Below are 3,205 nucleotides of genomic sequence, written 5' to 3' on the forward strand. Positions count from 1 at the left end.
TCAGTTGACATCGCCATATCTGACACACCGCTTTCGCGAGCAAGCCCGCTCCCACAAGGGACCACAAGGATCTGCGGTGTTACTGGTTACTGCGCCCAAGGCGCGCGCCGCGCATTGTTGAGCTCCAGCAAATAACCGCCACCCCCCAGCTGGCTCATCTGCTGGCGAATCCAGCTGGCCCGCCGCAGTACATAAGGGCTCGGCCGGCTGGCGCTCCATTTGCGCGGGTTGGGCAATACTGCGGCCAGCAGGCTGGACTGCTGGCGGGACAAGGCGTCGGCACCAACGCGGAAATGATGTCGCGCCGCGGCTTCGGCGCCGAATACGCCGTTGTCCCACTCGACGCTGTTGAGGTACACCTCAAGAATCCGTTGCTTGGGCCAGAACACCTCGATCAACGCGGTGAACCAGGCTTCCAGGCCCTTGCGCAGCCAGCTGCGCCCCGACCACAGGAACAGGTTCTTCGACACTTGCTGGCTGAGCGTGCTGGCGCCGCGAATCGAACCGCCGCGCTCGTTGTGGGCGAATGCCGCCTGGATCGCGCCGATGTCGAAACCCCAATGCTCGGGGAATTTCTGGTCTTCGCCTGCAATCACCGCAACCTTGAGATTGTCCGAGATCCGCTCCCAAGGCTGCCAGCTGCGTTGCAGGTCGATCGGTTCACCGCTGAACCAGGACTGGACCTTGCGCTCAATCATCAGCGCGGTGAACGGTGGCGGCACCACGCGAAACAGCAGCACCAGCACAACGCTGCCGACGGCGAACCAGAGCAGGGCTTTGAGGAATCGTCGAAATAATGAACGCAGTGAATGCAGCATAGAGATGGCTTGGCCGAACCGGTCGAGCGGGCCATTATACAGACCCTGTCCACCGAGTCTGACTGGAGTTCTCATGCTGCGTAGTTTTCTGATGCTGGCGGCTTTTTTCGGCTTCACCGGCGTGGCACTCGGCGCGTTTGCCGCCCACGGGCTGAAAAACCGCCTGAGCGCCGATTACCTGGCGATCTTCCACACCGGCGTCACTTACCAACTGGTGCACACCCTGGCGTTGCTGGGGGTCGCGTTGCTGGCCACGCACATTCCCGGTCGCATCGTCACCTGGGCCGGGATTTCATTTGTGGTCGGCATCCTGCTGTTCTCCGGTAGCCTCTACCTGCTGACTCTCACCGGCACCAGCAAACTCGGCATCATCACACCGTTCGGCGGCGTTGCGTTCCTGATCGGCTGGTTGTGCCTGGGCATCGCCGCGTGGCGCCTGCAAGTGGCCGTCTGAGGCCCGTAGCTGACCAAGGGACTTGGGTCGCCCAGACTGATCGGGCTAGAATGCCAGCCCCTAAAAATGATGACGGCATCCGGCATGCGCATTCAGTTGAACGGCGAACCCCTTGACCTGCCCGACGGTGAAACCGTTGCGGCCCTGCTGACCCGTCTGGAACTGGCCGGACGTCGCGTCGCGGTGGAACTCAATCTGGATATCGTCCCGCGCAGCCAGCATGCCGACACCACCCTCAACGAGGGTGATCAGGTTGAAGTCGTACACGCCATCGGCGGCGGCTAGTCGCTCCGGTTTCGCAGCCTTTCGCAAGAACCTCACCCCAACAGAGGATTTCCCATGAGCATCGTTCGTAGCGACAAGCCCTTCGTCCTGGCCGGTCGTACCTACCAGTCGCGCTTGCTGGTAGGCACCGGCAAGTACCGCGACATGGAAGAAACCCGCCTGGCCATCGAGGCCTCGGGCGCCGAAATCGTGACCGTGGCCGTGCGCCGGACCAACATCGGTCAGAACCCGGGCGAACCGAACCTGCTGGATATCCTCCCGCCGGATCGCTACACCATCCTGCCCAACACCGCCGGTTGCTTCGACGCCATCGAGGCCGTGCGCACCTGCCGCCTGGCCCGTGAGCTGCTCGACGGCCACAACCTGGTGAAGCTGGAAGTGCTGGCGGACCAGAAAACCCTGTTCCCCAACGTGATCGAAACCCTCAAGGCCGCTGAAACCCTGGTCAAGGAAGGGTTCGACGTGATGGTGTACACCAGCGATGACCCGATCATTGCCCGTCAATTGGCGGAAATCGGTTGCATTGCGGTGATGCCGCTGGCTGGCCTGATCGGTACGGGCCTGGGGATCTGCAACCCGTACAACCTGCAGATCATCCTTGAAGAAGCCAAGATCCCGGTGCTGGTGGATGCCGGTGTCGGCACCGCCTCCGACGCCACCATCGCCATGGAGCTGGGTTGCGAGGCGGTGCTGATGAACTCGGCCATCGCCCACGCCCAGCAACCGATCCTGATGGCCGAGGCCATGAAGCACGCCATTGTCGCCGGGCGCCTGGCGTACCTCGCCGGTCGCATGCCGAAAAAACTTTACGCCAGCGCCTCCTCGCCGCTGGATGGTCTGATCAAGTAAGAGCCATTGATGACTGAATCGAACGACACGCCTGTCCTGCCGGAAGAGGGCGAAGAGCGCCAACACCGCCGCATCAAGAGTTTCGTGATGCGCGCCGGGCGCATGACCGAAGGCCAACAGCGCGGCCTGGAACAGGGCGCACCGCTGTTTGTCCTGCCGCTGGCCGATGCGCCAGTGGATTTCGACCAGGTGTTTGGCCGCTCGGCCCCGCGCTCGCTGGAAATCGGCTTCGGCATGGGCCACTCGCTGCTGGAAATGGCTGCCGCCTCACCGGAGCAGGATTTCATTGGCGTGGAAGTGCACCGGCCTGGTGTCGGTGCGCTGCTCAATGGCGTGCTCACCCAGGGCCTGACCAACTTGCGGGTCTACGATTGCGACGCCATTGAAGTGCTCAATCGCTGCATCGCCGACAACAGCCTCGACCGGTTGATGCTGTTCTTCCCGGATCCGTGGCACAAGAGCCGTCATCATAAGCGCCGTATCGTCCAGGCTTCGTTCGCTGAGCTGGTGCGCAGCAAGTTGAAAGTCGGCGGCGTGCTGCACATGGCGACCGACTGGGAGCCTTATGCCGAATACATGCTGGAAGTGATGAACGTTGCGCCGGGTTACCGCAACCTGGCCGAAGACGGCAAATGCGTCCCGCGCCCGGCCGAGCGGCCGATCACCAAGTTCGAACGCCGTGGTGAACGGCTTGGGCATGGGGTTTGGGATCTGAAGTTCGAGAAGTTGGCTTAAGCCATACGCTGTATCCAATGTGGGAGCGGGCTTGCTCGCGAATGCGTAGTGTCAGGAAATGAAA

At 62.2% G+C, this 3,205-nt stretch carries 5 protein-coding genes; 4 read left to right on the top strand and 1 reads right to left on the bottom strand.

Annotated elements, in window-relative coordinates:
• Positions 1 to 86: 86 nt before the first annotated feature.
• Positions 87 to 818, bottom strand: a complete 732-nt coding sequence (mtgA, locus tag RGM2987_RS00300) for a monofunctional biosynthetic peptidoglycan transglycosylase (RefSeq protein ID WP_245138123.1) — start codon at positions 816 to 818, stop codon at positions 87 to 89.
• A 73-nt stretch (positions 819 to 891) separates the two neighbouring features.
• Here mtgA and RGM2987_RS00305 point away from each other — a divergent pair, with 73 nt between their 5' ends.
• The 4 genes from RGM2987_RS00305 to trmB all read left to right on the top strand — a co-directional run bounded on the left by RGM2987_RS00305 (position 892) and on the right by trmB (position 3,141).
• On the top strand, positions 892 to 1,272 hold the full coding sequence (locus RGM2987_RS00305; protein WP_245138124.1) for a DUF423 domain-containing protein: 381 nt from the start codon (positions 892 to 894) through the stop codon (positions 1,270 to 1,272).
• Positions 1,273 to 1,356: 84 nt separating this feature from the next.
• The gene (thiS, locus tag RGM2987_RS00310) at positions 1,357 to 1,557 is read left to right on the top strand and encodes a sulfur carrier protein ThiS (RefSeq protein WP_215003732.1); all 201 of its coding nucleotides are present in this window, start codon (positions 1,357 to 1,359) and stop codon (positions 1,555 to 1,557) included.
• Positions 1,558 to 1,611: 54 nt separating this feature from the next.
• Positions 1,612 to 2,406 (top strand): thiazole synthase, encoded by a 795-nt coding sequence (locus tag RGM2987_RS00315; protein ID WP_003177480.1) that lies wholly within the window; start codon positions 1,612 to 1,614, stop codon positions 2,404 to 2,406.
• A 9-nt stretch (positions 2,407 to 2,415) separates the two neighbouring features.
• A complete protein-coding gene (trmB, locus tag RGM2987_RS00320; protein ID WP_245138125.1) occupies positions 2,416 to 3,141 on the top strand; it encodes a tRNA (guanosine(46)-N7)-methyltransferase TrmB in 726 nt (241 codons plus the stop codon).
• Positions 3,142 to 3,205: the final 64 nt, after the last annotated feature.

It is taken from the genome of Pseudomonas sp. RGM2987 (genome assembly GCF_022952855.1).
Classification (GTDB): Bacteria; Pseudomonadota; Gammaproteobacteria; order Pseudomonadales; family Pseudomonadaceae; genus Aquipseudomonas.